Origin of the sequence: Actinomycetospora chiangmaiensis DSM 45062, from assembly GCF_000379625.1 — a bacterium.
In the GTDB taxonomy this organism is placed as follows: Bacteria; Actinomycetota; Actinomycetes; order Mycobacteriales; family Pseudonocardiaceae; genus Actinomycetospora; species Actinomycetospora chiangmaiensis.
The window spans coordinates 18,437-45,294 of the sequence record NZ_KB903230.1; the positions used below are offsets into that span (position 1 = coordinate 18,437).

General features: G+C 68.8%; 26 protein-coding genes and 1 pseudogene. 13 read left to right on the top strand and 14 right to left on the bottom strand.

Features of this window, described 5'->3' with window-relative positions:
- Positions 1-13: 13 nt before the first annotated feature.
- The 3 genes from A3CO_RS0115965 to A3CO_RS35950 all read right to left on the bottom strand — a co-directional run bounded on the left by A3CO_RS0115965 (position 14) and on the right by A3CO_RS35950 (position 2,514).
- Positions 14-829: a protein phosphatase 2C domain-containing protein gene (locus tag A3CO_RS0115965; protein ID WP_157647627.1), complete on the bottom strand. Its 816-nt coding sequence runs from the start codon at positions 827-829 to the stop codon at positions 14-16.
- A gap of 269 nt (positions 830-1,098) precedes the next feature.
- On the bottom strand, positions 1,099-1,833 hold the full coding sequence (locus A3CO_RS0115975) for a vWA domain-containing protein (protein WP_018333253.1): 735 nt from the start codon (positions 1,831-1,833) through the stop codon (positions 1,099-1,101).
- Between the two features lie 93 nt (positions 1,834-1,926).
- Positions 1,927-2,514, bottom strand: coding sequence for a hypothetical protein (locus A3CO_RS35950; RefSeq protein WP_157647628.1), 588 nt, complete (start codon positions 2,512-2,514; stop codon positions 1,927-1,929).
- Between the two features lie 473 nt (positions 2,515-2,987).
- On the opposite strand from A3CO_RS35950, the gene A3CO_RS38130 reads away from it, so the two are divergent.
- Positions 2,988-3,692, top strand: coding sequence for a hypothetical protein (locus A3CO_RS38130; RefSeq protein ID WP_157647629.1), 705 nt, complete (start codon positions 2,988-2,990; stop codon positions 3,690-3,692).
- A gap of 235 nt (positions 3,693-3,927) precedes the next feature.
- Here the strand turns inward: A3CO_RS38130 and A3CO_RS36935 are convergent, their stop codons facing one another.
- Entirely contained in the window at positions 3,928-4,188 is a 261-nt protein-coding gene (locus A3CO_RS36935) for an IclR family transcriptional regulator domain-containing protein (RefSeq protein WP_084681948.1), read from the bottom strand.
- Positions 4,189-4,539, bottom strand: a complete 351-nt coding sequence (locus A3CO_RS0116000) for a hypothetical protein (protein ID WP_018333258.1) — start codon at positions 4,537-4,539, stop codon at positions 4,189-4,191.
- A gap of 148 nt (positions 4,540-4,687) precedes the next feature.
- Between A3CO_RS0116000 and A3CO_RS39065 the strand changes: the two genes are divergently transcribed.
- The 3 genes from A3CO_RS39065 to A3CO_RS0116015 all read left to right on the top strand — a co-directional run bounded on the left by A3CO_RS39065 (position 4,688) and on the right by A3CO_RS0116015 (position 11,357).
- Positions 4,688-7,648: a PD-(D/E)XK nuclease family protein gene (locus tag A3CO_RS39065; RefSeq protein ID WP_157647630.1), complete on the top strand. Its 2,961-nt coding sequence runs from the start codon at positions 4,688-4,690 to the stop codon at positions 7,646-7,648.
- A complete protein-coding gene (locus A3CO_RS0116010; protein WP_018333260.1) occupies positions 7,645-10,785 on the top strand; it encodes a UvrD-helicase domain-containing protein in 3,141 nt (1,046 codons plus the stop codon). Before A3CO_RS39065 ends, A3CO_RS0116010 begins: the two co-directional genes overlap by 4 nt.
- Before the next feature lie 89 nt (positions 10,786-10,874).
- Positions 10,875-11,357, top strand: a complete 483-nt coding sequence (locus A3CO_RS0116015) for a hypothetical protein (RefSeq protein WP_018333261.1) — start codon at positions 10,875-10,877, stop codon at positions 11,355-11,357.
- A 470-nt stretch (positions 11,358-11,827) separates the two neighbouring features.
- On the opposite strand, the gene A3CO_RS0116020 is transcribed toward A3CO_RS0116015, so the two are convergent.
- The 3 genes from A3CO_RS0116020 to A3CO_RS0116030 form a co-directional block, all read right to left on the bottom strand.
- The gene (locus tag A3CO_RS0116020; RefSeq protein ID WP_342663167.1) at positions 11,828-12,511 is read right to left on the bottom strand and encodes a fumarylacetoacetate hydrolase family protein; all 684 of its coding nucleotides are present in this window, start codon (positions 12,509-12,511) and stop codon (positions 11,828-11,830) included.
- Positions 12,512-12,719: 208 nt separating this feature from the next.
- Positions 12,720-13,448 (bottom strand): GntR family transcriptional regulator, encoded by a 729-nt coding sequence (locus tag A3CO_RS32575; protein WP_018333263.1) that lies wholly within the window; start codon positions 13,446-13,448, stop codon positions 12,720-12,722.
- A gap of 47 nt (positions 13,449-13,495) precedes the next feature.
- Positions 13,496-14,797 carry an alpha-hydroxy acid oxidase gene (locus A3CO_RS0116030; protein WP_018333264.1) on the bottom strand — a complete coding sequence of 434 codons (1,302 nt, stop codon included), beginning with the start codon at positions 14,795-14,797 and terminating at the stop codon, positions 13,496-13,498.
- 147 nt (positions 14,798-14,944) lie between these two features.
- Between A3CO_RS0116030 and A3CO_RS0116035 the strand changes: the two genes are divergently transcribed.
- The 4 genes from A3CO_RS0116035 (at position 14,945) to A3CO_RS0116050 (ending at position 18,540) form a co-directional block, all read left to right on the top strand.
- Entirely contained in the window at positions 14,945-15,721 is a 777-nt protein-coding gene (locus tag A3CO_RS0116035) for a type 1 glutamine amidotransferase domain-containing protein (RefSeq protein ID WP_026204667.1), read from the top strand.
- Positions 15,722-15,856: 135 nt separating this feature from the next.
- Positions 15,857-17,020 (top strand): LLM class flavin-dependent oxidoreductase, encoded by a 1,164-nt coding sequence (locus tag A3CO_RS0116040; protein WP_018333266.1) that lies wholly within the window; start codon positions 15,857-15,859, stop codon positions 17,018-17,020.
- A gap of 10 nt (positions 17,021-17,030) precedes the next feature.
- On the top strand, positions 17,031-17,558 hold the full coding sequence (locus tag A3CO_RS0116045) for a flavin reductase family protein (RefSeq protein ID WP_084681953.1): 528 nt from the start codon (positions 17,031-17,033) through the stop codon (positions 17,556-17,558).
- 40 nt (positions 17,559-17,598) lie between these two features.
- Entirely contained in the window at positions 17,599-18,540 is a 942-nt protein-coding gene (locus tag A3CO_RS0116050) for a 3,4-dihydroxy-2-butanone-4-phosphate synthase (RefSeq protein WP_084681955.1), read from the top strand.
- A gap of 873 nt (positions 18,541-19,413) precedes the next feature.
- Here the strand turns inward: A3CO_RS0116050 and A3CO_RS39070 are convergent.
- From A3CO_RS39070 to A3CO_RS0116070, 5 genes are all read right to left on the bottom strand, one after another.
- The gene (locus A3CO_RS39070) at positions 19,414-19,725 is read right to left on the bottom strand and encodes a hypothetical protein (RefSeq protein WP_018333270.1); all 312 of its coding nucleotides are present in this window, start codon (positions 19,723-19,725) and stop codon (positions 19,414-19,416) included.
- A gap of 103 nt (positions 19,726-19,828) precedes the next feature.
- Positions 19,829-20,737: a GTP pyrophosphokinase gene (locus tag A3CO_RS0116065; RefSeq protein ID WP_157647631.1), complete on the bottom strand. Its 909-nt coding sequence runs from the start codon at positions 20,735-20,737 to the stop codon at positions 19,829-19,831.
- A gap of 302 nt (positions 20,738-21,039) precedes the next feature.
- A complete protein-coding gene (locus A3CO_RS38135; protein ID WP_157647632.1) occupies positions 21,040-22,311 on the bottom strand; it encodes a hypothetical protein in 1,272 nt (423 codons plus the stop codon).
- Positions 22,312-22,691: 380 nt separating this feature from the next.
- The gene (locus tag A3CO_RS38140; RefSeq protein WP_157647633.1) at positions 22,692-23,366 is read right to left on the bottom strand and encodes a hypothetical protein; all 675 of its coding nucleotides are present in this window, start codon (positions 23,364-23,366) and stop codon (positions 22,692-22,694) included.
- Between the two features lie 252 nt (positions 23,367-23,618).
- The gene (locus tag A3CO_RS0116070) at positions 23,619-24,146 is read right to left on the bottom strand and encodes a hypothetical protein (protein WP_157647634.1); all 528 of its coding nucleotides are present in this window, start codon (positions 24,144-24,146) and stop codon (positions 23,619-23,621) included.
- A gap of 371 nt (positions 24,147-24,517) precedes the next feature.
- Here A3CO_RS0116070 and A3CO_RS0116075 point away from each other — a divergent pair, with 371 nt between their 5' ends.
- The 5 genes and pseudogenes from A3CO_RS0116075 (at position 24,518) to A3CO_RS40040 (ending at position 26,560) form a co-directional block, all read left to right on the top strand.
- On the top strand, positions 24,518-24,820 hold the full coding sequence (locus A3CO_RS0116075) for a transposase (protein ID WP_018333273.1): 303 nt from the start codon (positions 24,518-24,520) through the stop codon (positions 24,818-24,820).
- A 320-nt stretch (positions 24,821-25,140) separates the two neighbouring features.
- On the top strand, positions 25,141-25,284 hold the full coding sequence (locus tag A3CO_RS38145) for a hypothetical protein (protein WP_018333274.1): 144 nt from the start codon (positions 25,141-25,143) through the stop codon (positions 25,282-25,284).
- A 45-nt stretch (positions 25,285-25,329) separates the two neighbouring features.
- Positions 25,330-25,623, top strand: a complete 294-nt coding sequence (locus A3CO_RS0116085; RefSeq protein ID WP_018333275.1) for a hypothetical protein — start codon at positions 25,330-25,332, stop codon at positions 25,621-25,623.
- Positions 25,624-25,625: 2 nt separating this feature from the next.
- A pseudogene (locus A3CO_RS40400) lies at positions 25,626-25,865 on the top strand (type III-B CRISPR module-associated Cmr3 family protein); the annotation flags it as partial.
- A 113-nt stretch (positions 25,866-25,978) separates the two neighbouring features.
- Positions 25,979-26,560 (top strand): type III-B CRISPR module-associated Cmr3 family protein, encoded by a 582-nt coding sequence (locus A3CO_RS40040; protein WP_018333277.1) that lies wholly within the window; start codon positions 25,979-25,981, stop codon positions 26,558-26,560.
- Positions 26,561-26,572: 12 nt separating this feature from the next.
- Here A3CO_RS40040 and A3CO_RS32585 read toward each other — a convergent pair.
- Positions 26,573-26,858, bottom strand: a 286-nt coding sequence (locus A3CO_RS32585) for an integrase core domain-containing protein (RefSeq protein ID WP_018333278.1), incomplete at its 5' end; no start/stop codon positions are given.

A 26,858-nucleotide genomic window follows, 5' to 3' on the forward strand; every position in this document is an offset into this window, starting at 1 on the left:
GAGAAGGAGCCAGTCATGGGCCCTCCAGCGGCCAGACCGCGATCGCGGTGCGGTCGTCGTCGTAGGAACGGCGGGCAAAGTCAATCTGAGCGGCGAACTCCAGCGGCGGGGGCGCGCCTCGCCACTGGGCGGCCAGGAACGCACCGACCTCGCCGGCCCCGTCTCCAAGTGGGTCGCCGATGCCGTCTGTCATCAGGACCAGAGCCTGCTCCGCGGGAACAACGGTTCGTACGGGTTGCGGCGGGTGGGACGGCAGGACCGGCAGCGCCGCGGTCGCCGAGTTCGCCAACACCCCGTCGCTCTTCCCGCCGAGCAGCCGGTGCCACCCGTTCCCGCCGAGACGCCAACCTGACGTGTCACCCACACCGCACAGGTGGACTTCCCGCGACCCGTCCGCCGCTGCCTCGACGGCTTCGACGGCCACGATCAGAGTGGCTGCAGCCTCGGCGGCGAGCGTTGCGAGGTCCGCGCCGGGGTCACGGGCGCACCGTCCGAGTTGCACGCGTGTCTCGGCGGCAACTCGATCGGCTACGCGGGCGAACATCGACGCCCAGTCGATCTCCTGGGGAGGGCCTGCAGCCAGGAGGATGCACACCTCGAGGGTGGCAGCGAGGCATGCGGTGTCCGCTGCTACGTGGGAGTGCGCCCCCGCCGACACGCCGTCCGCGACCGCGGCGATCAACCAGCGACGGTCATCACTGAGGCGCACTGCGTACGAGTCCTGCCGCACGGTCCCGTAGTAGCGGTGAGCGAGGCCCCGCACGCTGGCCGCGCGCACCTCCAAGCCGGCCCGGTCTGCGGGTCCGGTCACAATGTAGCCGTCGACCACGGTGTCCGGTCGGTGCGGGAAACGCAGGTCCGGGCTTGGGCGGACCTGACCGGCTGCCCGTCCCGCTTCCCCGACCACGTAGCCCGCGTGCAGTGGTCTCGGACCCTGGTGGTCGCGGTCTCGTCCAGCACCTGGCCCGAGACCCACAGCAGGAGCCGGAGGCGGAGCATGGTTGACGGCCGGATCCCGCGGATCGTCCCCCGCGCAGGTCTCGCCGGAGGCCGCGGGCTGGCCGAAGAACGCGCGCCCGCGTTTAGCTGCTCGGCCCCTCACACGAAATCCTCGTCCGCCGCGACGGAATGGATACCCTGTGGCAGGTCAGAATCGGGCGGCAACACAATGCCCGATCCTCCGCCGGCCAGGCTACCGCCCGAGGCCAACACACTTGAGATGAGGATTTCCGCGATCGCCTTGATCGCGACGGCCGGGTCCTGACCCTCATCGGCGAGGAACATCCGCATCGGCTTGGACCCGGTGACGGGGTGGATCAAGGTCTGCAGGGTACGCGGATTGGCCTGATCGATCCCAAAAGGGATGACGTTCGGGTACAGCGCGAAACCTTGACCCGTCGTCCGGTCGTAGTGCGTCAGCGCTGCGAACTCCGAGCGCCATCCTCGCTCAGGGTCGGTAGGGTCACCGTCGCTGATGAAGAACACCGCCGGGCGGTGCACGGAGAAGCCGTCTGCCTTGAGCTGGGCGACGTCGTAGGCGATGGCCTGCCTCAGCATCCTGAAAGCTGCACCGTAGGAGGTGCCGCCACGCGGTGCCAGCCCCGGAAGGACCAGGTGTGGGTCGAGCGGGTCGCACAGCGGCAACCGCACCTGAGCGTCATCAGAGAAGTCGATCAACCCGAAGCGCACTTTGTCGGAGATGATCGGGTTCTGCGCCAGGGTGTCGACGATCGCGGGCAGGATGTTGTTGGCCCGCTCCAGCTTCGGCCCGTCCATCGAGTACGACACGTCGATGACCAGGTAGAACGGCAGTAATTTGCCGTGCTCAGACATGGTGAACCCCCCGAGGTGTCGACCCGCTGACCCCAGGGTCTAACGGCCCGCGGGACTATACGTTTCGCTCTAACACGCGACCCGCTCGCGGGGTCACGCGCGCGGCTTGCTCGACCCTCGCGGACCAGCCGTGTGCGAGAGCTTGACCGCGAAGCAGTCGTCGGGTCCGATCCCCTGCTGGTCGCACCAGTTGTTGGCGGCGTCCGCGGAGGCGAACGGCTGCTCCACGACCGTCACCCAGAAGTCGCGGCCCGTGAACATCGACCAGTCGTTGGAGGTCACCAGACGCGCGGTTGAGTACCGGGCACGCAGCGCTTCGTGATCGGCCAGGATCGCCGAGTAATCGTAGCTAGTGCCGTTGACGACCATGCCGTTGCGCTTCGAGGAAAGCTGCGGCACCCATTGCCCAACCAGCATTGAGACATCCAGGCTGTCTGAGGACAACAGCGACGTCAGCTGGTCGTACGCTCCCGGCTCAGACCCGGCAGCAGAGGAGACCGACGAGCCGGAACCAACCCCGCCCGCGCCAGCCGTGGACGTCGCGGAAGCCGCGGCCGCCGTGCCGGCCGAGCCGTTCGCGAGCGAGGTAGGCGCGCTCGACGCCGCCGGCGAGGCCGCGGCAACCGCTGGCGCCGACGCGCGGGCAGCAACGAAAGCCATCAAGACCAAGGCCGCGATCACCGACGCAGACGCGAGCCACACAACCCACGTGCTCCGCGGGCGGAGCGAGCCGGTAGCCGCGGGCATCCTCAACGGGGCGGCAGCTATCGGGCGTGCGAGCGCGGGCCGCGAGAGGGTCGCGATGGTTGTTCCAGAGCCAAGGGCTGGTTGGGCAGCGCTAACGAGCGGCGCTTCCGGTCGCGCCCGCCGCGAGACCGCTGAGGCCCCGCACCCGACGCAGAAGGTCACGGCAGGCACCAGAGGCGCCCCACACTGACAGAGCTGGTTCATCGCGCAGTCCCCCGACTTCCCCGATTCCAGCCACCTCGGCCGGACAGCGAGTTCATCGTCGGCGCGGCCCGCCCGTTAGCGTCGCGTCGCTGTGGCCTGCCGAACACCGGGCAACTGCGACCCGCGGTAACGCCGTGTGCGTGTGTTGCGAGGTAGGTGGCGACGGCACGACGCTCAGGTGAAGGACGATCGGGGGATCACAGATGAGCACGCAGACGGGTTGGAGACGCGACCCTGACACCGGGATGTGGACGGCGAATGCCACCCCAGTGCAGCCCGCCAGTTACGCCGTCGGCCCGTCGGTCGCCGCGCCGCCGTCTACCCCAGCATCGGCGAGCGTCCGGCCTCAGATCGGCAGGACCATGTTCACCGGGGAGGACGGTTCTCCGGCTGCCGACCTGCACGCCGGGGCGTCCACCCCGGCCGCCAACGTGGCCCAGCCGAAAACCCCCTGGCCCTGGATCATCCTGGCCATCTCGGCCGTCGCCGTGCTCCTGATCGGCATCCTCATCAGCACCAACAGGACCGCGGCTGACAGCTCCGGATCGACCTCATCCTCGATCGTCGTGACCGGTACCTTCCGGCACAGCGACGCGAGTTCCCCCATGACGCCGGGGGCCGACTGCCATGTCGGCCAGAAGTACCAGGCAGGGAGCTCAGTCACGGTCAGCGACGCCTCCGGCACGCTGCTGGGTTACGGAGTGTTGAGCAGCGGAACTGCAGTGATCAACGCCGGCTCGATGTACGGCTCCGAGGGCTACGCCACCGACTGTAATTTTACCTTCACCGTCTCCGACGTCCCTGCCGGCAAGAGTGGGTACCGCCTGACCGTTGCAGGCCAGCCCAACACCCTGATCTATAGTGAACAGGAGATGCGAAACGGGCCGGGCATAGCCTCCGGAAGCTAACCGCTCGAACGCTCGAAGAAGGCGTCCACTGAGAACGCGGTGGACGTCGGCCGGCGAGTAGCGCATCTCGACAGACGCCAAAACGTCCCACGAAAGTCTGCTCGACGCTCGAGCGCGTTGTACCCGCGATAACTCCATTATCGCGGGCCTCCGACGAGGACAGCCCGTCGCGACAGTTCGACGGCGGGACCGCGAGTCGGACGGGAGCCCTGGAGATCGAGCACGTCCGAGCGTTTCATCGCGCGCCGAGCTCGCTCGACATCGTGGCGGTGATCGAGAGGAGAGCGCCGACGACCCGGTCGATCTCCGCGCCGGTGGCGGTCCGAGCGGGGAGCGCGACGGCGACCGCGAGCGGCAGCGACTCGCCGGCTGTGAACACGGGCGCGGCGACGGAGGTGACGCCGGGGATTACGCCGCCGGAGGTCAGGGCGTACCCACGGTCCTGGACCTCCTCGCCGATCCGCCCCCGACGTCCGCGAGGGTGGACGCGTTCCAGCTAGGGGGCCGGGCCGGTCGCGATGCGGTCCCCACCGTGGGGCCGGACAGTATGCGCGCCGGGTTCTCGGGCGGTGACCAGGGCGAGGAGGACCTCGGCCCGCCGTACCAGGGCGCGGCACTGCTCGGTGTCCAGACCATCCCGCTCCGCGCGTTCGGCCAACGCCCAGTACAGCGTGAAGTAGCGCGCGTACTGCGTCAGCGTCGACAGGCCGGGCACGAGGGTCGACACCATCGCGAGTACCGGGGCCTCCACCCCCAACGGGTAGCGGCCCTCGCGTTGGTCGAGCCCCTGGCACGCCCACGCCGGCCCCTCGACCGTCGTGGCTCTGTCGATCCCCCCGGAAAGCACGCCGCGGACCGTATCGTCCGGCCACCACGGCTCGGTGCCGCCGTCCGCGGGGGATCTCCTCACGCGTCCGCCCGGCGCTCGCGGGCCCACCGACCCGCCCGGATCTCCCAAACAGATGGGTCCTAGCCTGCGTGGCCGGGGGGATGGCATGTCCGATCGCATGACCCAGCTCGGCTCCGCGGCGTACCGCACGTTGGTGAGCTTGGTGCGCGAGTTGAAGGCGGACGACGCGCTGCGGCTGATTACGGTGCTCGTCCCGTCCGAGCACGTCGGGGTCGTGGCCCGGCGCGCTCTGGCCCACGGGGACGGCCGGCCCGGGGTCGCCGCGGTGCAGGTCCTGACCCTGCGTCGGCTGGCGGAGTCGCTGGCCGCGGCGGATCTGGTTGCCCAGGGACGCCGCCCGCTGACCACCACCGCTCTCGCGGGTGCGGTGCGGGATGTCCTCGGCGAGCACGAGGGCCTGTTCGCCTCGGTCGCAGGGCAGATCGGGACGGTCCGCGCCGTGGCCGAGGCACACCGCGCGCTCCGCGCCGTTCCGAACCCGGAGCAAGCCGTCGTGGGTGTCCGCGTCGCGGAGGAGACGGTGCGTCTGCACCGCGACCTGACGGCCCGCACCGCCGCGACGAGCTACGACGAGGTTGATCTGCTGCGTGCGGCCCGCGACCATGGCGCCGCCATCGACGGGCCGGTCGTGGCGTTCCTGCTCCACGACCTCGACCCCGACGAGCAGGCGCTGCTCGACGCCCTTGCCGATCGCCACGACATCCGCGGGATCGACACCACCGCCGACCCCGCCGGTGCGCCGAGAGCGAGCCGGGTGCTGCACGCCTCCGATCCCGACGACGAGGTCCGGGCGGCGGTCCGCGAGGTGATGACGGCCCTGCGCGACGACGTGCCCGGGCATCGCATCGCCGTGCTGTACGGGTCCGCCGATCCCTATGCCCGCCTCGTCCACGAGCACCTCCACCAGGCGGGCGTCATGTTCTTCGGCCGCGGGATCCGCTCGACGCTGGACCACCCGCTGGGCCGCGGGATGCTGCGGATGCTGGAGCTCCCGGCCCACGGGTTCCGCCGCAACGAGGTCCTCGCCTGGGTTGTCGACGCCCCGGTCCGCCACGACGGGCGGCGGGCGCCGTCCTCACGCTGGGAGCGGGTGTCCCGCGCCGCGGGCGTGGTGAGCGCCGAGCACTGGGACCGGCTCCGCGCCTACGCCGACCAGCGCGCCGAACGCGACCGCGCCGCCGCCGACGCCGCCCGCGGCCTCGCCGACTTCGTCGACGACCTCCGCACCCGCTTCGACGCCCTCACCAGCGCCACCTCGTGGGCGGAGGTGGCGGCGGCTGCCTGGGGATTGTGGGAGGTGTTCCTGGCCCCGCCGGAGGACGACGGTCTGGCCCCGGAAGATGAACGAGCGCTCGGGCGGGTGAGCGCGGCTCTCGACGGGCTGGCCCGTCTGCCCGGTCAAGGGGATCTGCGGTCGCTGCGGGAGCTGCTCGAGCTGCAGCTGGCCGACGCCCCGGACCGGGTAGGCAAGATCGGGGCCGGGGTCCACGTCGGGTCGATCGCCGACGGCTACGGCGCCGTCGTCGAGCGTGTGATCGTCATGGGCGCCGCAGAGGGCATGCTGCCGACCCGGCCCGCGGACGACCCGCTGCTGCCCGACCGGGTCCGGGCCCGCACGGGCGGGGTGCTGGCGACGACCACCGAGCGGGTCGCCCGGCAGCGCCGCGACTTTCACGCCGCCCTCGCCGCCGCCCCACCGGGCGGCCGGACCGTGTCGTTCCCGCGCGGGGACCTGCGCGGCGGCGGGGAACGGGTGCCGTCACGGTGGCTGCTGCCCTCCCTGCAGGAACTCGCCGGGAACGACGACCTGGTCCTGACCGACTGGGCGCAGGCGTCCGGGTTGGTGGAGGTGGCGTCCTACAGCGGGGCGGTGCTCACCGCCGAGCCCGCGACCGAGCAGGAGTGGCGCCAGCGCGCGGCCGCCGCCGGGCAACCCGCGGGCGACCTCACCGGCACCTTGCGGCGGCTGCGGGCCGGGCGCCGCTCCCCCGAGTTCACCGCGTTCGCCGGGAACCTGCACGGCGCGGTCCTGCCGTATCCCACCGCGGGGGCGCCGATCTCGGCCTCCGCGCTGGAGGCGTGGGCGCGCTGCCCCTGGGCGTACTTCGTGCGGCACCTGCTGGGCGCCCGAGCGGTGGAGCAGCCTGAGGACGTCGTGCGGGTCTCGCCGTTGGTCCGCGGCAACCTGGTTCACCGGGCGTTGGAGGGCCTGGTGGACCAGGCCCGCGCCGAGGGGTGGGCCCCTGGGCCCCATCAGCCCTGGCCCGTCCAGTCGTGGGAGGTCCTCGAGGCGCACGCCCGGGACGCGTTCAAGGAAGCGGAGGCCGATGGGCTCACCGGGTTCCGGCTGCTGTGGGACGAGGACAGTGCCGCGCTGCTCGCCGACCTGCGCCAGTGGCTCGTCCGGGATGACGAGCGCCGCGCCCGGCTGGGTGGGCTCACTCCGCTCGAGGAGGAATGGGCCTTCGGCGGCCCGGACCAGCCGGCGGTGTCGCTCGAGCTCGGCGACGGCCGCCGGCTGCACCTGCGCGGCAGCGTCGACCGGATCGACACCGACCCCGACGGGCGTCTCCTGGTGACCGACTACAAGACCGGCCGCCGCCCCACCCGCGCGGAGGCGCAGCCGTGGGACGGCGGTCGGCGCCTCCAGCTCCCGCTCTACGCCCTCGCCGCCGCGACTCACTTCGGGCACCGCGACGGGGAGCCGCTGCGGGCGGCCTACTGGTACACCTCGCGCCGGGAGGGGTTCCGCGACGTCGTCGAGACCATCGACGACGCGGCGCGCCGCTCGGCCACTGACACCGTCCGCGCCGTCGTCGACGGCATCGTCCACGGCGTCTTCCCCGCCCGCCCCACCGCCGAAGGCACCTACTACCAGGGGAAGAAGACCTCCCGGATCTCGTGCGCGGCGTGCGACCCCGACGGGCTCGGCGAGCTGATCCACCCCTCCTGGGAGCAGCTCGCGGACAGCGGCGATCTGCTCGCCCTACCCGAGGTCCACGCCCTGCTCTTCCCCAACCCGCCCCAGCCGGGAGGCACGGCGTGAACCGCGACGAGGACGCCCGCCGCCGGATCCGCGCCGACCTCGACGAGACCCTGTTCGTCGAGGCCGGCGCGGGCTCGGGGAAGACCCGCTCCCTCGTGGAGCGGATCGTCGCGCTCGTCGCCGCCGGCACCCCGCTCCGCCACATCGCGGCGGTGACCTTCACCGAGAAGGCCGCGGCCGAGCTGCGGGACCGGCTGCGCGTCGAACTCACCCGCGCAGGTCTCGACGAGGCCCTCGACGACCTCGACGGCGCCGCCATCGGCACCCTGCACTCCTTCGCCCGCCGCATCCTCTCCGAGCACGCCGTCGAAGCCGGTCTGCCACCGCTGGTCGAGGTCCTCGACCCCGTCGCCTCCCGCGTCGCCGCCGACCGGCGCTACGACGAGCTGCAGACCGAGCTGCTCGACGACCCCGACGCGGCGCCGGTGCTGCGGCTCGCGCTCGCCGCGGGCATCCGCCTCGATCACCTTCGCGCGCTGGCCACCGCGTTCGACGGCGACTGGGACCTCGTCGACGAACGCGTCCCCACCATGCTGCCGCCGCGGCCCCGCCTCGACGTCGACGCGCTGCGCCGCCAGGCCGACGAGCTCGTCGCCATGGCCCGGCATTGCGACACCGGGGACGACAAGCTGCGGCTGCGGCTCGGCGAGGTACAGGACTGGCGGGCCAAGCTCGACGGCGCCGACGAAGCCGAAGCGCTCGGCCTGCTCGCCGACGTGCCCCGCCCCCACGCCCGTCTCGGGCAGAAGGGCAAGTGGAACGGACGGGTCGACGAGGTCCGCGACGCCCTCAAGGAATTGCACGACGCGGCGACCGACGCCGCCGCCACGGCCCTCGACGACGTCATCCGCTGGCTGGTCGCCCGGATCGGACGCCGAGTCGTCGACGACGCCCGCACCCGCGCGAGCGAGGGCCGGCTGCAGTTCCACGACCTGCTCGTCCTCGCCCGCGACCTGTTGCGCCGCGAGCCCGCGGTGCGGGCGGCGCTGCAGGACCGCTACCGGCGGCTGTTACTCGATGAGTTCCAGGACACCGACCGGCTGCAGATCGAGATCGCCGTCCGCATCGCCGGCGGCGCCGCGGCCGACGCCCCGCGGTGGGAAGACGTTGCGATACCGGCCGGGTCGTTGTTCATGGTCGGGGACCCCAAGCAGTCGATCTACCGGTTCCGCCGCGCCGACATCCGCACCTACCTGCAGGCCCGCTCCATCGTCACCCGCCCCGTCGAGCTCTCCACGAACGTCCGGTCCACCCGGGCGATCCTCGACTGGGTCAACACCACCTTCACCGCGCTGATCCGCGAGACCGACGGTGCGCAGCCCGCGTTCCACCCCCTCGACCCAGACACCGACGCGGCGGACGGCGAGCCGGTCCTGCTGCTCGGCCGCGGCAGCGATCACGCCTCGGTCGCCGAGGCCCGCGCCGGCGAGGCCACCGACATCGCCGCCCTCGTCGCCACCGCGCTGCGCGAGCACTGGACGGTCCGCGACCCCGACACCAAGCAGGACCGGCCGGTCCGGGCCGACGACATCACCGTGCTCGTCCCGACCCGAACCGCCATCGGCGGCCTCGAGGCAGCGTTCGACAAGCTGCGAATCGCCTACCGGACCGAAGCGGCGACGTTCGTCTACTCCGCCCCCGAGGTCCGGGAACTGATGGGCTGCCTGCGTGCGGTCGACGACGAGACCAACCAGCTCGCCGTCATCGCCACCCTGCGCAGCAGCCTCTTCGGCTGCGACGCCCGCCAGCTATGGGAGTGGAAAGCCGCCGGCGGATCCTGGAACCCGTTCGCGCCGGCACCTCACGCGGGCCCGGTCGCCGACGCGATGACGGTGCTCGCCGGCTGGACCCGGCGACGCTCCCGGGTTTCCCCCAGCGAACTGCTCGACGACATCCTCGAGGCCCGCCGCGCGCTCGAGGTCGCCGTCGACTCCCCCCGCTACCGCGAGACTTGGCGGCGGCTGCGGTTCGTCGTCGACCAGGCCCGCGCCTGGTCCGACGCCGAACGCGGCTCCCTGCGCGAATATCTCGCCTGGGCGACCCGGCAGGCCGAGGATCACGCCCGCGTCGTCGAGACCGTCCTGCCCGAACGCGACAGCCACGCCGTGCGGATCACCACCATCCACGCCTCCAAAGGCCTCGAGTTCCCCTTCGTCGTGCTCGCCGGACTCTCCGCCAGGAAACCCACCGTGCGGCCCACCGTGCTGTGGCCACGCGGCGGCGAGTGCCAGGTCGCGTTCGGCCGCGACCACACCACCCGCGGCTACGGCGACGCCTACGCCATCGACCAGGAGCTGGAGGACCACGAGCGGCTCCGGCTGCTCTACGTCGCCGCGACCCGCGCCACCAGCCGCCTCGCGGTCTCGCTGCACCGCGCCGACGACGCCTGCCTCGCCGGCCTGCTCACCCCTGCCTGCGGCGGGCACGACTGGGCGGCTCCCGCCGGCATCGAAGCAATGCGGGCGACGTCGGGAGCGGTCGAACCGCCGACCGCGTGGGACGACTGGGCTTCGACTCGATCGACAGCGTTGAAGGCGGCGAGACGACCGCAGGCGGAGTCAGCCACCGACATCGCCCACGACCGGGCCACCGTGGCGTTGCCGTCGATCGTGCGCGCGGGTCTGGAGAAGCAGCCGCGGGACCTCGAGCTCAGTCCGTGGCTCAAAGGCCGCTACGGCACCGCGATCGGTCGAGCCGTGCACGGCGTGCTGCAGTCCGTCCCGCTGTCCACCGGTGACGGCCTTGACGCCGCCGCCGAAGCCCAGGCTCTCGCCGAGAACGTCCCGGACGCCGCTGCGGAGATCGCAGATGCAGTCCGCGCCGCTCTCGACTCGCCCATCCTGCGGCGCGCCGCCACACGGCCGCACTGGCGAGAGACCTACGTCGGCACCGAAGTCGACGGGACCCTCGTCGAGGGCTACGTCGACCTGCTCTACCGCGACGACGACGGACTCGTCCTCGTCGACTACAAGACCGACCAGGACGCCGGCCCCATCGCGCTCGCCGCCTACGAGACCCAACTCGGGGTGTACGCCCGCGCCATCGCCGACGCCACCGGCGAACCCGTCGTCCGCTCGGTCCTGCTCTTCCTACGACCCGACGCAGCCGTGGCCCACCAGATCAGGCATCTGTACTGACCGCTCCACCGCCGAGCCGACCGCCGCCGACTCGTCGTCACCGCGTTCAGCTTCGTCGGGGACCAGCGATGTAATAGGAAAGGGAGCACGTGAGCTTTCAGACCGGGTTGTTCCAGCTCGACCTCTACCAGATCGACGAAGCCACACCAGCCCAAGCAACCCTGGCCACCGACCCGATCGGCCAGGTCGTCGCCGTTATCTGGGCCTATCTGCCCGAAGGGTTCGGGTCCGAGCTCTACGCCTGGCAGGAGACTGCCTACCTGCGCGCCGAGTTCGCCCGCGAGAAGGTCGAGCTCGTCCGAGCGATCGAGGGCGAGTACTCCATCGAAGGTGAATGGGACCTCGACGTCCACGACGACGACGCCCGCGAGTACCTGCTCCTCACCGGGGGCGAAGTGCCCGACGGCAACGCCTTCGCGACCCTCGCGGCGTGCGCATCCGACCTCAAGATCACGCCTCCGCCACCGGAGCTCCGGGCTGAGTGGGACGAACGCCCCTTCCGCAAAGGAGTCTCTGACGAGGACTGGCCTGGTCCAGGGCCGGGAGAGCACGAGCAGTCGGGCTCCGAATAGGGGAAGACACTGAGGGGCGGGAGTTAACTGCGACTAGTAGGTGAACGGCGCCGTCACTAGCGAGCGACGCGGTTGATGATCTCCTAGCTGTCGGGGGGATGTGCCAGAGGGCGACGGTGTCGGTTCCCGAAGTTGGCTGCACAGTTTCCCGGAGTGGACTGCGCACGACCGACTGACCAACCGCAGGTATCCAGCGATGTCGCGCTAATCCCCGTTATCGCGGCCTCGGCGAGGCCGCCCGAAAGAGTTGGCGGGTCGAGCGCCGGTGAGATGGCGACAACCGGCCGCGGGCCGGTGCCCGACTCCCTATCTGGATCTCGGGTCTCGGTCCCCGCCCGATCCGGTAGCGCAGCCCTGCGACTGGCGTGCGATGAGAGGCGGTCAGCTACGTTCAGGAGCGGGTCGCCCCGCCGTGCTCCGGTCGAGGTGGCACCCTCTGGCCCGAGTCCGGCGCGGCCTTCCACGTTGGCCTACGCGGGATCGATCCCCGTCTCCCGCTCCACAGCGTCGGCCGATGCTTCGATGACCTGTCGTTGGCTCCCGAGCCGCTCGATGTGTGTCTCGATGACGTCGCCTGGCTGCAGGTAGGGGAAGCGTTCGGACAATGCGACCCCTTGCGGGGTCCCGGTCAGGATGAGGTCGCCGGCCTCGAGCGCGACGTACTGGGAGAGATCGACGATCAGGGCCGCAACGTCGAAGATCATGTCGGCGGTCGTCGAGTCTTGCCGTGGTTCGCCGTTGACCCAGGAGGCGATACGCAGGTCGCTGGGGTCGATCTCGTCGGCCGGTACCAGGGCGGGGCCGAGGGGGCAGAATCCGGGGGCGATCTTGCCCTTGGACCACTGCCCTCCGGAGGTGTCGATCTGCCGGTGCCGGTCGCTGACGTCGTTGGCGATCGTGTAGCCCGCGATCGCGTCGGCGGCCTCGCTGCGCTGGGTGAGTCGGTGGGTTCGTCGGGCGATGACGACGGCCAGCTCGACTTCCCAGTCGAGGGTGTCGCAGCCTGCGGGTCGCGCGACGGTGTCGTGGGGTCCGATGACGGTGTTCGGGTGTTTGAGGAAGACGATCGAGTCCGTCGGAGGAGCGGAGCCGGTCTCGGCCGCGTGGGCTGTGTAGTTCTGTCCGATGCACAGCACCGCGGTGGGTCGGGCCACCGGCGGCCCGACGCGGAGGTGCTCGGCGTCCTCGATGAGCGGCAGTGCCCCGCGTTGCAGGGCGTCCCGGGCGGCCGCGAGACCTCCGGCGGCCAGCCACCGGCCGTCGACGTCCTCGGTCAGGGGGGTGAGATCGAACAGGTCGCCGCCCTGACGCGCGACGGGACGTTCCCGGCCCTGCGGGCCGAGTCGCAGGATGTCCAACCGGCTACCTTCCTGTTCCTGAGGCTCGAGGCGTGCTCCGACGCTTGGTCGTGGCGTCCTCGGCGGTGTCCTGGGCTCGCCACTCGCGGGTGATGCGCGTGGTGAGGTTGTCGAGGTGGCGGATCATCGCGGCTTCCGCGGCCTGCCCGTCCTGGTCCTGCAGCGCGCGCAGGACCCGTTCGTGCTCCAGGACCGCCGGTCCACGGCTGGTGACCCACGCGGTGGCGTACGCGCCGAGGATCACCTGTGTGCGCACCCGTTCCAGGGACTCGGCGAGACATTCGTTGCCCGCGAGGTCCTGGATCGCGTGGTGGAAGTCGGAATCGGCGCGACGTGCGCCGTCCTGGTCGCCGCTGTCCACGGAATCGCGGAACCGGTCGTGGATGACGACCAGTTCCTCGAGGGTCTGTTCGTCGATGCGTGGGGCGGCGAGCCGCGCGGCGAGCGCTTCGAGCTGGGTGCGGACTGCCAGGGAGTCCAGGAGCTCGTAGCGGTCGGGGGCGGCCACGGCGATCGTGCCCGCCACCCGCCGCAGCAGTCGTTCGGAGAGCAGCCGCTCGACCGCGTTGCGCACCGGGCTGCGGCTCATCTCGAGGTCGGTGGCCAGCCCGAGCACGCTGACCGGGGCACCGACCCCGAGGTCGCCGTCGAGGATCCGGTTACGGATCAGGCTGTAGGCGGAGTCGGCGAGGGAGTCGGTGCGGGGGTCGGAGTTGAGGTCTGCCGAGGTCACGAGTGGCCCTCTCGCTCGGTGCATTTTTGGGTGCTGGGCGGAGGAGCCTAACCAGGCTGGATCGACAGACTGGCCTCGGCGAGGTCGGCCCACCGCCGATGCCCCCTGGTCTCGGGTGCGGGTCCCAGCCGAACGAGGTCGGGAGTCAGCTCGGCGATCGAGCGGGCCCCGAGCAAGGTCATGGTGGTGGTGATCTCTTCCTCGAACAGGGCCGCGACCCGGCGCACGCCCAGCTCGCCGGCGGCCATGAGGCCGTAGAGGTAGGCCCGGCCCACGAGCACGGCGTCGGCGCCGAGCGCGAGGGCCGCCACGACGTCGGCGCCGGAGGTGAAGGCGCCGTCGACGAAGACCTCGCAGCGGCCCTCGAGGCGATCGAGCACTTCGGGCAGCTGGCGGAGCGGGGTGGCGGAGCGGTCGAGCTGGCGGCCGCCGTGGTTGCTCAACACGATCGCGTCGACGCCCGCTGACGCGATCCGGACCGCGTCCTCCGCGGACTGGACTCCCTTGACCACGAGTTTGCCCGGCCACTGCTCGCGGAGCCAGGCCAGGTCCTCGAAGTCCACGGCGGGGTCGAAGAGCGTCGCGGCCAGCTCGGCGACGGTGCCCTGCCACGAGTTCAGCGACGCGAAGTTCAGCGCGCGGGTGGTGAGCAGGTCGATCCACCAGTGCGGGTGGCGGGCACCGTCGATGAAGGTCCGCGGTCCCAGGGACGGTGGGAGGGTCATGCCGTTGCGGACATCGCGCAGTCGCCGGCCCGCGACCGGGGTGTCGACGGTGAGCACGAGGGCCTCGTAGCCGGCGGCGGCGGCGCGGTCGACGAGCTCGCGGCTGCGGCCCCGGTCGCTCCAGAGATAGAGCTGGAACCAGCGTCGACACCCCGGGATGATCTCCGCGACGTCTTCCACCGAGCAGGTGCCCATGGTCGAGAGCGCGAAGGGCACCCCCGCCGCTCCGGCCGCGCGGGCGGTCGCGAGTTCGCCCTCGTGGTGCAGGACGCGTGTGAAGCCGGTCGGGGCGAACACGATGGGCAGCGCGCTCGGGGCGCCGAGGATCGTCGCGCGGGTGTCGACGGTGGACACACCGCGCAGCACCCGCGCGATGAAGTGGACCGAGTCGAGAGCCTCGCGGGCGCGGGCCAGCGATCGCTCGGACTCCGCGCCGCCCTCGACGTAGTCGAAGACCGCTCGAGGGACACGGCGGCGGGCCATCGCGCGGAGATCCTCGACGCTGGCCGCCCGCGCCGCCCGGCGCCGGTCGCCGTTGAGCACCACCGGGCGCGGGCGCAGCAGATCGGCGAGCTCCGCCGCTCGCGGCAGCCGGCGCGGCCCGTCCAGCCCTGTCCATCGCATGACCGGAACACTGCATCCACGAAGACGCACAGTCAAGCTCCACTGCATGCAGCTACTCGGGATAGTCCCCGCTGATGCACAAGCAGGTGTTGACTGGATCACGCTCTCGGACTACACCTGCATCCACCCCAGACCGAGGAGGAGCTTGTGTCATCGCGTCCGCCGTCCGTGCTCATTCCGCTGCCCGACCGCGACTTCGACACCACCGAGTCCTCGATCGCCTGGCGCGCCTTCGTCGACGCCGGCATCGAGGTCACCTTCGCCACCGAGACGGGCCGGGTCGCCGCGTGCGATCCGCGGCTGCTGCGGCCGGGCTTCTTCAACTGGTTCCCGGCCGGGCCGGACGCCCTGGATGCCTACCGGGCGATGTCGAGCTCCCCGGCCTTCCAGTCCCCCATCACCTACCGCGACATCGACCCCGCCGAGTTCGACGCGGTCCATCTCGGCGGCGGGCACGCCCCGGGCATGCGCCAGTACCTCGACAGCGCGGTCCTCCGCGAGCGCGTGCTCGGGTTCCACCGCCAGAACAAGACGATCGGCGCGATCTGCCACGGCTCGCTGATCCCGGCCAGGACCATCGATCCCCGCACCGGGGCCAGCATCATCGAGGGCCGCCGTTTCACCACCCTGACCCGCCCGATCGAGAAGTTCGCGTTCCGCTGCACCTGGTTCCGGGTGGGCCGCCGTTACCGGACCTACTGGAAGTACACCGAGACCGAGGTCGGACAGGCCGTGGGGCCCTCCGGCGCGATCGAGCGCGGCGAGACCCGCTTCGGCCGGTTCGGGTACTCGCTGACCCACGACGAGCCGATGGTGGTCGAGGACGGCCACTTCCTCAGCGCCCGCTACCCCCTCGACGCGCCGCGCTACGCCGAGGCGTTCGTCCGTCGCCTGGTCGACGACCGCGCCACGGCGACGCCGTAACGGCTCCCCGCCCCCTGCTCCGGCTGAGGCCCTACACCCGGGGCCCTGCGCCTCGCCCGCCGCGGCGAGCACCACTGCACCGCCACCACGCCGACCCCGTGGCCGGCACCAGACGACCTCCGAGAGGGAACGCCCATGTCCAACCACGCCCCTGCCGACGAACGCCGGGATCGGCGCGCCACCAACGCCCTGTTCTCCGCGAACCCCCTCAAGCTCGGGCTCTTCGGACCCAACTGCGACCGCGGCTGCGCGATGACCCTCTCCGACGACGTGCCGTTGCTGACCTGGAACTACACCAAGAAGATCGCCCAGCTCGCCGATGAGGCCGGCTTCGAGGCCCTGGTCCCGGTCGCCCGCTGGAAGCAGATCGGGGACAACGGCTTCAACGGCCGCAACTTCGACACCTACACCTGGGCCGCCGGTCTGGCCTCGGTGACCCAACGGATCACGCTGGTCACCACCGCGCACGTCCAGGCGTCCCACCCGGCGGTCGCTGCCAAGCAGGTCGCCACGATCGACCACATCAGCGGCGGCCGGACCTGCCTGAACATCGTCAACGGCTGGTTCGAACCCGAGTTCAAGATGCTCGGCGGATCGTTCCTGCCCCACGACCAGCGCTACCGATACACCAGCGAGTGGTTCGAACTGCTCGAGCGGTTCTGGCTCGAGGAGAACGACTTCGACTTCCGCGGCGAGTTCTTCACCGTCGAGGGCGGATACTCCCAGCCCAAGCCGATCCAGCTCCCCCGACCGGCCATCATGAACGCCGGGGGCTCGAAGACCGGTCGCGACTTCGTCGCCCGCTACGCCAACTGCGGCTACGCCCTGCTCGCCGGCTACGACCTCGCCTCGACCCGAGCGCTGGTCGAGGAGCGCCGAGCCGAGGCCGCTGCCTACGGGCGAGACGTGGACACCTGGACCACCGCCTACGTGATCCAGCGCGACACCGCCGACGAGGCCGAGGCCTACCGGCAGCAGGTCTTCGTCGACGAGGTCGACGAGAGCGCCGGCCAGGCCGCCGCACACTATCTGGGTCTGAATTCCTCGGCCATGGCGCCCGACCAGTGGGAGGAGTTCAAGCTGCACCTGCGCGCCGGCTACGGCGGGTACCCCTTGGTGGGCACCGCCGAGCAGATCGCCGAGAGCCTGATCGGGCTCAGCCAGGCGGGCGTCACCGGGGTGTCGCTGTCCTTCGTCGACTTCGTCTCCGGCCTCGAACGTTTCGTCGCCGAGGTGATGCCGCTGCTCGAGAGCGCCGGCGTGCGCAAGCCGGTCCCGGCGTTGTCCGCGGTCTCCTAGCCCGCCCGCTATGGCTGCTCGCGACCCGGGAACCGACGGCGCCCCGCCCGGGGGCCTCTGCGCGGTACCGCTGGACGCGTCGGGACTACGGCTGGTGCTCGGTGCTCACCCCCAAGGGGTCATCGCCCTCGCCGCCGTGGTGGACGGTGCCCTCGAGGGCATCGCGGTCAGCACGTTCACCCCGGTGAGCCTGGAACCCGCCCTGGTCTCGGTCTGCGTGGCACACACCTCGACGACCTGGCCACGACTGCGCACCGCGCCGGGGCTCGGGGTCAGCGTGCTCGCCGAGGACCACGCCCAGCTGGCGCGCCGCCTTGCCGCTCCCGGCCAGGACCGGTTCGTCGGGACCTCGGTCACCGTCGGGGCCTCCGGGGCCGTCCTGATCGACGGCGCCTGCGCCTGGTTCGACTGCGTGGTCGAGAACGAGATCACTGCCGGCGACCACCTGATCGCCGTGCTCGCCGTGCTGGAGGCACACCATCGCCCCGACGTCCGCCCGCTGGTCTTCCACCGCAGCAGCTTCGCCCGCCTCGCCTGACCCGTTCAGCGGACGCGTCCTGTCGCCCGCGTGCCGCGCCTTGAGGGCCGCGAACCCGGTCGTCCTCGAGGTGCCCGGCGGGGCCGGTTCCGCGGCGTTCCTCGTCTGCTGGGCCGGTCACGGGAGTGCTGAGCTGCTGGGCTACACCGCCCGCGTCGCGGGCGGGCCGTCCTTCCTCGCCGTGTCCCCGGCCACCCCCCAGGCCACCCGAGTGCTGCCGGTGAACCACCGCCCGGTCGCCTGCACCATCGCCGAGCGCGCCGAGATCATCACCAGTCTGGCCGGCCCGGGCTTCGATGCCGACACGGCCCGCCGCGCCGGCATCCCGGTGGTGGTCGCCGACGCCCAGGGGACGCTGGGTGCCGCGCCAGGGATCGCCGAGTTCGCGGTCGACCTGGTCCAGGCGGCTGGACTGGGCCAGCTCGCCCTCGTCACCGAGATCGTCCTCGACGACGGCGCCGGGCCGCACGGCCTAGACGATCTCGCCACGCGGCGCGCCCTGGTCCGCGTCACCGGCCAGGAGATCATTGCCGAGCGACTGCGCACGCAGGCTCTCGCCGTCCGCGGGCCCGAAGTCGTCCTCCCGACCGACCACGGCCTCGTGCTCGCCACCGGCTACCGCGATCCCCACACGGGCGCCGAGCACCTCGTGCTCCGAGGCCCGGCCACCGAGCGGTCCGCCCGACCCGTCGTCCACGTGCACCGCGAATGCCCCACAGGCGACCTGTTCAGCTCGTTGAGCTGCTCGTGCCGATCGGAACTCGACGCTGCGCTGGTCGACATCGCCGGTTCCAGAAGCGGCATCGTCATGTACCTACGCGGCAAACCCGGCCGGCCGCTCCACCACGGACCCCACCTCGACGACCGCCAAGCCCACCTCCTCGCCTTCATGCTCCAAGACCTCTCGGTCCCCCGCATCCAGCTCCACCGCAGCGACCCCCAGCAACGGGCCGCCCTCACCGCTCGCGGCATCCCGTACTGACCACAGCCGCCCCAACGAAACTGCCATACCGCTGCCGGGGACAGCGCTTGCAAACGGCGTCGAACCCCAGATCGAGGTATGGGTCTAGTGATTCTAGCTAGATCTTCTCTGACTTGTGGTGTATCGGTGAAATCTATCGTGCAGGTCATCGGCGGCCGGCTCGATGACGGGCTCGGCCCGGAGCTCGTCGACGTCGTTTGTCCGTGCTACCAAGCCGCTCGGTGGAGCGTCGGAGGATCGCTCGTCGAGGTCGGTGTCAGTGATGTCGCGGTGGGCGTCGTCCTCGGCCTGGGCGGCGCGGTGAGCTTCGAGTCACTCGGCCGCGGCGACGGCGGGCTCGGGCGTGGCGTCGTCGGCGGGCGCGAGGCGAGTTCGGCCTTGGCGCATTTGGCAGCCACGGCGGCTGCGCGAAGTGTAAACCAGCCATCGCGACCCGGCTTTGTCGAGCTCGGCGAGCTCCTCGCTGCGCGCCCTCAGGGTCTTCCCGAGAGCGGCAGCTTCTCTGCTGCCTCTTCCTCCAGCCGGGCTGGCTCGTCGTCCTCCGCGGTAGCCGCCTCGGAGCGGCGTAGTTCGGCGTCCTCCTAAGCTCGCGCAACGGCCTGGTGGGTGCCGGCGGGCTCGTTGCCGACGTAGCGAGGTGCCCACGTTGGTCGCGTTCGTGCGCGCGGACCGGGACGCGCAGCTGTCCGTCGGAGAGTTCGAGTTCCTCGCGGTCGATGTCGGGTCGACCGGCGGCGGGCCAGGCGGCCTGGTAGGCGGCCTGGTAGGCGGCCTGGTAGGCGGCCTGGTAGGCGGCGTAGGCCTCGACCCGGCCGGGCGCGGGAGCTGCGCCGATGATGTGTGTGGTCTCGGGACATGGCTGACGGATTGTCGTCAAGACATGGTTGTCGTCTCGGCACGTGACCAGGCCTTGAAGCGGGTCAGAGGTTTGCTGGGGTCGCGGGCGAAGCTGCTGAACTCATGGTCGCCGTCGAGGACCCGGAAGCTGGTGTCCTCGGCGATGACGGTGATGGTCTTGCCGGCGTGCGCGCGCCCGATCCGCAGCCGTTGACGGGCGACCATGACCACGCCGTCGGCGCCGACGACGCGTTGGGCGCGCGGGGCCTGCGCGGGGGTGGGTGCGGGCAGCGCTCCGGTGGCGCGGCGGGCTCCGCGCAGTGCCAGGCGGCGGTCGACCTTGGTCATTGTTTCAGCTACGACAGCCGTTCTCTTGACCGCCACTACGTTCTATTTCGTCCGCCGCACAAGAAGTCGAGCTGAACAGCTGGGTCCTCAGGTCGGTACCCGTTTAGTTGTAGGTGGAATCCATTTGCAGCGCTCGACGCGCCATTCCTACGCAGGTGTACGCTGTCGCCGTTTCATGATCATCTGATGACACAGGAGGATTACTTCGCTCATCGGCCTCGATCTTGCTCTTGTACCGTCGCATAAGGTTGATCAGGGTGCCCGCTTGATCAATGTCGGCCGCCGCAAGGTCTTCAACGAGTTCCGAGACTCCGACTAGGTTACCAAGTTCGCGGTCGGGGAACTCCTGTTTAAGCAGTGCGCTAGTGACGTCGAGATCGAGCACCAAGTCGTCAGACCCCTCCGACCCGACGGCTTCGCCCGCATTCCTCCGGGCCTCCATCGCTCCTTGGTAGAAGAACTGAAATTGTCGGTCTGCTACAAAGAGTAGGCCGCTTAAAGCGTTGAAGTCTCTCCGCAAAGAGGCAGGGACACTACTCTCTCCTTTGTACGCTAGGTAATGAGAGACGTTCGCCCAAGCGTCCATGAGCAATGTGCGGCACTGAAGTTCGAATGTTATCCCTTTGAGCCCATCGTATCGACGACCAGACGCGCCCGGCTGTATCTGGCAGAGAAAATGGTGAGACATGTACCCGAAGGTGTCGTCCGCGCCATCCACCTTGTTCTCGCTCTCAAGAATCAAAAATTCGACCCCGACTGCCTCACGCACAATGTCGAGGTCGTCAATAAAAAGGCACACGACCCGCGCGCCGACAAGGTCGGTAGTTTGACGAAACGGATCGGAGTAGTTCTTGCGCTCAAGCTTCTCCAGGAAGCTTCCTAGCTCCTTCACACGACCGTCGATCGAATGAACGCGAACTTCTTTCAGCAACTCAGATTGGTTTAACGAATGGAGGACTTCAACGAGCAGTTGCTCGTATACGGGCCTACGGCGCCGAAAGTCCTCGACCACCGGATTGTCCCTCAACACTGCGCTCCTCCCAGGTGCAGCCAATTTGCTAGAAGACGTGGAGGCAGACGCACGGTGCAAGTCCCTCAAGTCCCTCAAGTCCCTCAAGCCCCGCAGAGCCCCTCAAGCCCCGCAGAGCCCGCAGAGCCCGCAGAGCCGGTAGAGCCCGCTAAGCAGTACCCGGCAGGCTACTGCGCGAACCGGGCAGTACGTAATCCATCAGGTTCTACGACCCGAGGATTAGCGAATCGACGATTCCCAGATGCGCGACACTCGAGGAGCACTGCCGGCGTGAGTAGCGCTTCTCAGGTGGCGAGTAGTCCAGCGCGCACGTCATTGCGCCATTCTACTAAGTCCAAGGAGGTCATCTCTTCAATGGCCCGTTGAAGTTCGTCTACTGATAAGCACGGCCGTTTGGCTGATAGGCAGAGAGGGACGCGCTGACGCGTGACGATTATTCCTACCACATCTACTGAGAAAGATTCCGGTATACCCAAAGATGGCGCAAGCTTGTGCCAATTGAGGGCCACCCATGCGCGCTTTCGCTCTATCTGGCCTTCAGCGCGAGACACCGTCTCTCTAAGAATCTCATAGGCGGAATCCTTATGGAGCGTGCCGTCGACGTTCTTCACCTCGCATACCACGATTAGACCTTTCGCGTCGCGGGACTTGACAATGCCCCCGATGACATCGATTTCGCCACATGAGGGTTGCTTGCCCCCGAGGCGATCGAAGGCCACGAGAGTTGAGAATCCCATGCTTCTTAAGCGGTCTCCGACCAACCTCTCCAATTCTGCGTGAACTTCTCTTTTTAAGCGTTGCACCTCCTTCTTCTTCTCCCCTTCTGCAACTTGCTCGAGACTGGCTAGCAGGTGCGCGTGCGATCGTGTTGCTACTACTATTGCAGTTGCAAGCATTCGCTGCGTCGTAATAGCGACTCGTTCCTGACTACCCGCTCTACCCGGATGGCGGCAATCCAAGAAAGGATAGTAGACGCACCACATCATTGATGATGACATGGCGACTGTTTCAAGCTCATCGCGTTGATCGTTGAGTTGCCTACCCATGTCGAAGTAGAACGGGGCTTGCAGGACGCGGAGACGGCCGGCGGTAAGGGTCATGCGCTGCAAGACATTCCTCGATTGATCCGGTACTTCTTCGACCCGTACGCAGATGAAGTCATCCCCACCCTCGTTGAGCCACCACCCGTGGTCGTCCACTGCCGACGCGTTATGCAGCATTCCCGCGACATCCTCGATCGCGAAACCCTGTGCCGTCCGTTGAGCAGCATCTACAAATTCCTCGAAGTATCCGCGGAGTTGCTTCTCGGGCCGGACTGTTGTATCCAGGACGTATTCGAACAGGCAGTCGTCCTCCTTGGTCGGAGTGGAAATTAGCTCGCCCTCCTCTATCCGATAACGCCGGAGGCCGCGTCGACCTAGTGTTACACAATTGCTTACTGTAGCAATATCACCGAGTAGTGAATAGACGTCTTGAAATACTCCGGCATCTGGACGTTGAGAGGATCGGAAATCAAGTGGTCCATCAAGGATCAAGCACGCATACATTAATTGCATTACTCGAACGGGCGTACTGTCGGCGCCCTCGTAGCCCGCCCCGTTGTCGACGAGCGAGTCAAGTTTCCGGAGAAGAGCGAAAAGCCAAGATTCCGCTTGCCTGCGTCTAACACGGACTAGCTGCAGGACGTAGGCGATGGCATTTCGATTGAGTCGTTCCAGTTCAACGACTGCTGACTCGGTCGTATGGGCTGCGCGTATCGCTTCACCATACGAATACGGAGTTATCAACGAAGCCAACGGGATTCGGGATACGCGCGGGCGCCCGGAAGCGTTTGTGTAGCCACAGCGCGTGCACTCATAACCATATGTTCCTTGGTCGGCACTAGCTAGCGATTCGCTGCATCGGCGACATACTCGTGGCTTCTCCAAAGAGTTGTTCATCGCTTGACTCCAAGGCCAGGGTTTTGCTTGAGAAGCTCCGCCTCAAGTAGGTCCCGAACTTCTCGGCTAACTGTTTTGTCGAGATTCTGGAATCCTTGACGGGATGAAGTAACTTTCGTCCTATCCAACTCCCTCACTAGTAGGCGGAGGTTGGCTTCGGCTGCAATAAGTCGGTCCCAGTAGTACTGACTGCCCGACTCCGCTCCAATCAGGAAGTTGTCAAGATCGGCAAACCAGCGCCGGAACTGTGCGTCTTGCTGGTGCGCGATGCAAAACTCGGTAAACAGCATGCACCCTTGATCTCCTGGAGGGTCAGCGCTCGCCATAACCTCCCCGATTGCTGTTAACATGCGACGGGGAATCGCGGAGTCTGCCACCGAGCCTTCGTCGTCGCTCCATCGGAAGTATCGAAAGCTTGTCACTGCTCTATATAGGCCATTGAGTCTGTAGTTGAATCGTCGCCCTGCGCGTGACCGATCGATCGCGACGAAGCCGAAGCGTCGTTCGATTGCATGCACCAGATAGAGGTATTCGCCAAATCCGTAAAGTAGGCTCAATTTGTAATAGTCTGAGGTTTGGTACCACTTCTTGTCGACATTTCGGACTAGATTATTGATCTGGCGCTCAAGCGATTCAGATGAACGGAGGAGAGGGGTGGTATAGGTCTGCATGAGATGACGAGCATCGCGTTTCCACCCGACTCGCGGCCTCAGTATGTCTTCGAAAAGGAACTTGACCCCGGTTCCAATGATTCCGCCCAATAGCCCTGAAAGCAATACCCAGACGACGCTGTATTGCGCAAACGATCGTGTAAGCCAGTCCACAACCATGCCTCTTCCGGTAGCTTTCACCCAAGCGTTGTTTGCCATATTTGACCAGTAATGCCATAGCTTTTGGAGCGGCAAACATACCTGGGAACACGCCTAGGTCCCGAGAACCACACTCTTAAGTTGATCCCGAATGGCCTCCGGCATGCTCGCGAGGTGCCCCATCACGACCTCTCTGGAGTAACCGTGAATTTCCGCAAACTGCGCCGCTTGCACCAAGGCGCGGACAAACCCATAAAGCCCGGCTTCTGAGATCCGAATTTGATGTCCGCCGTCCCCGCTAGCAAGGAGGTCGCCCGGTGAGACCGCCGCGATGATGAAGTGAGTAGATGAGGTTCCCGGAAGATCCGAAAGAAAGAAGAGGAGGTGCGGCACCGCGTCCAGCAGTTGCCCTAAGAGGGCTTGAACCCCGGGATCGAGGAGCGGGCTCTCATCTGGAAATTCTTCATCGGGGAAGGCGATGACGAAGGTGCCGCGTAAGGAAGCCAATTCCTCTGGGTCTTGGACGCCGTTTAGTAGAGCCGCCATATGTTCGGCTACTTCTTTTGTTCTGTTCTCTCGGGTGAAGGTCAACATCCGAAGTCCGTAAGGTTCGTCCATGTCATCAAGAACGGAGCCGGTCATTCGAGCCCAACCTCCCCGTGGCAGGTGCCGTAGCCTCCGCTCATAACGACCTCCTAATTCACCCGATCGAGCGTATTACCCAACCTCACCGCACACAGAGCGTGCCGGTAGGAGGGGGTGCCGTGCTAGCACAACCCCGAAGTGCACCCGTTCAGGCCAGTCTATGGGTGGCTATCGTGAGACTCCGACGTGGCGGGCGGTGTCGACTGGAGGACAACCCGCGGCCAGTGGGTCCGAGGGTCGGACGGCGTCCAGCTCGGCGAGCCCTGAGGTTCCCCCTGTAACCCGGAGTGGTTGATGTGCCCCGGGTTGGCTGGAGTCGGCTTTCTGGATGATCACGGTCCTCCGCCGCCCGAGAGGATCACCAGCCCGTGCCCAAGAGATATCCCGCGGAGTTCCGCCGCAAGGTCCTGGATCTGGTCGAGGCCGGCCGCCCAATAGCTCAAGTCGCCGCCGATCTGGAAATCAGTGACCAGACGATCTACGTGTGGCGCCGCCAGCACCTGATCGACACTGGCCGCCTACCCGGCACGACCAGCAGCGAGAACGCCGAGCTGATCGCCGCCCGCCGCCGGATCGCCGAGCTCGAGGCCGAGGTGGCCATCCACCGCCGGGCCGCGCAGCTGCTCGGAGAGGTGGTGCCCCCAATAGACGCTACGAGGCGATCGCGGTGATGGCCTCGGAGAAGCTGCCGGTCCAGTTGGCCTGCCGGGTGCTCGGGGTGGCCTAGTGCGGGTTCTACGAGTGGCGCTCACGGCCACTCTCGGCCCAGGCGTTGCGCCACGTCTGGCTCACCGAGCCGATCCAGGCCGTGCAACAAGCCTCGTTCGGCACCTACGACTCTCGTCGTCCTGCCGCTCGCCCCCGCCGCAGCCGCGCTCCCCCTCGCCGAACGGATCCGGGCGCTGATCTGCGAACAGCTCACCGGCTCTGCGCTCGTCCCCGCCCGCCCGACGTCGAGCGCCGTGGTCCTCGCGCACATGTCCCCAACCCGTTGGGCGACGCCGTCGCCGCGGCCCGCGACGCCTTGGCCACCGCGAAGTCCGCCCGCCGCGCCGGCGGGGCCTCCCGGGACGCGCTGGCCGTCGTCGCCCGCCGCCGCGGCGGGGAGCGGGCCCGCACGGTCCTGCCGTGGTAACTGCCCAGCAAGAGCACAGCGACCCCTGCGACCCCGGCGACGCCCGTGACGCTGCTGGCCGACCTGCGGCCCGCCGCCGTAGCCGACGCACTCTCCGCCGGGCTGTCGGCCGACCTGGAACGCGACCGGGACGAGTTCGGCGACCTCGCCGCCGACGAGTCCCACCAGGACCTGCTGCGCGACGAGATCACCCGGCTCGTGCTGCGCCGCGGCGGCTCCCCGGCCACCGCGACCGCGGCGTGGCAGGCGGGGCTCTGCGAACGCGGGCTCGACAAGAGCCCATTCGAGCCCGCGCCGGCGCTGCTGGTGGCCCGGTTCCTGGCTTCGGAGGCCATGTGAGCGTGACGACGTGGCTGGATTTCCGGCCGCCGGACACGGTGATGGTCCGCGACGGCCGGGCGTTCGACCTCGGCGCCACCCACCGCGCCGAGGCCACGGTGCCGCCGCCGAGCACGCTCGGCGGCGCGGCCCGTACCGCCCTGGGCGCCGATGCCGACCGGCTCCTCGGGCAGGTCCTACGCGCCGAGTACCAGAGCTGGTTCCCGATGCCCCTCGACGTCGTCCGCGACGACGAGCAGGGGATGCGTCGACTCGCCCTCGAACACCGCCCCGAGGGCATCGACACCGACCTCGACGACGACTGTCGTTCACCCACGTTCCCGTCGGGGTCGGCGACCCACTGCCCGCGACCTGGGTGGGCCAGGACTTCCTGCACAATTGGCTCGACGCTGAGTACGTGGCGCCGGGCGCGGAGCTCACCGAGTCGGATCTGGGCGAGCTGCGGGGGCAGGAGACTCTGCTGGCCAGCGAATCGCGGGTCGGTCTGCTGCGGCACCGGGATGGTCCCCTGCAGGGGGCCGGCCAGTCCGGGCGGCTCTACGCCATGGCGCACCTGCGTCCGGTCGACGGGCTCAGCTTCGCCGTCGGCTGCGAGGCCGACGTTCCGCTGGCCCCGGTGGAGTCGGTGGTGCCGCTCGGAGGGCAAGGCCGCCACGCGCAGGTCGAGGTACTCACCGCCGGACCGGAGTTGCCGCGCGCGCCGCTGAGTTTCCCCGGCGGGCGGGTCGCGGTGTATCTCGCCACGCCCGCCCTGCTCGAGTCGTGCTGGTGGGCTCCACGGGGGCCGCGGTTGTGCGCGGCGGTGCTGGGGCCGCCGCAGCCGGTCGCGAGCCTGTCCGCGCGGCGCGGGTGGGAGGCCCGGTCGCTGTGCTGGGCCGTGCTGGCGGGGTCGGTGTTCTACCTCGAGTTCGGCGACGACGAGGCCGCGGCGGGGTGAAGCGCCCCGGGTTCAGTGGAGGCTGGGTTCTCCCGAGAGTGGATCTTCTCGGGCTGCTTGGTGAGCGTAGTAGTTCTGTTCGTGCTCGACCGGCGGAACGTGGCCGAGCTTCGAGTGGATGCGGCTGGTGTTGAACCAGTGCGCCCAGGACGCGGTGACCAGTTCGAGGTCGCCGACGGTGCGCAGAGGTCCGTCTCGAGTCACGCACTCGGTCTTGTAGAGCCCGATCAGCGACTCGGCCAGCGCGTTGTCGTAGGAGTCGCCGATCGAGCCGATAGAAGCCAGGGCGCCGGCTTCG